This is a genomic window from Microcystis aeruginosa NIES-4325 (assembly GCF_008974145.1).
GTDB lineage: Bacteria > Cyanobacteriota > Cyanobacteriia > Cyanobacteriales > Microcystaceae > Microcystis > Microcystis aeruginosa_G.
Map to the genome: position 1 here is coordinate 1 of NZ_BJKP01000166.1, position 203 is coordinate 203.

Genomic DNA, 203 nt, shown 5'->3' on the forward strand with positions numbered 1-203 from the left:
GATCGGTAAGACTTCCAGTGCTGTCAACAATTGGATCCGGGCTGCCCGGGTCATGAGTCAGCTAATTTCTGCCGGCTGCGATCGGTTGCCTATGAATGCTTCGATCGCATTAGAGTTATCCAAGTTTGGCGAGACCGACTTGCTAGAGGCTTGGCGTGATATTTGTGAGACTTACGCTGACCACGAGTTAACTCTCGATAAGG

At 50.7% G+C, this 203-nt stretch carries 1 pseudogene; it reads left to right on the forward strand.

Features of this window, described 5'->3' with window-relative positions:
- Window positions 1–203: pseudogene (locus tag MiAbW_RS19475) on the forward strand (hypothetical protein); the annotation flags it as partial.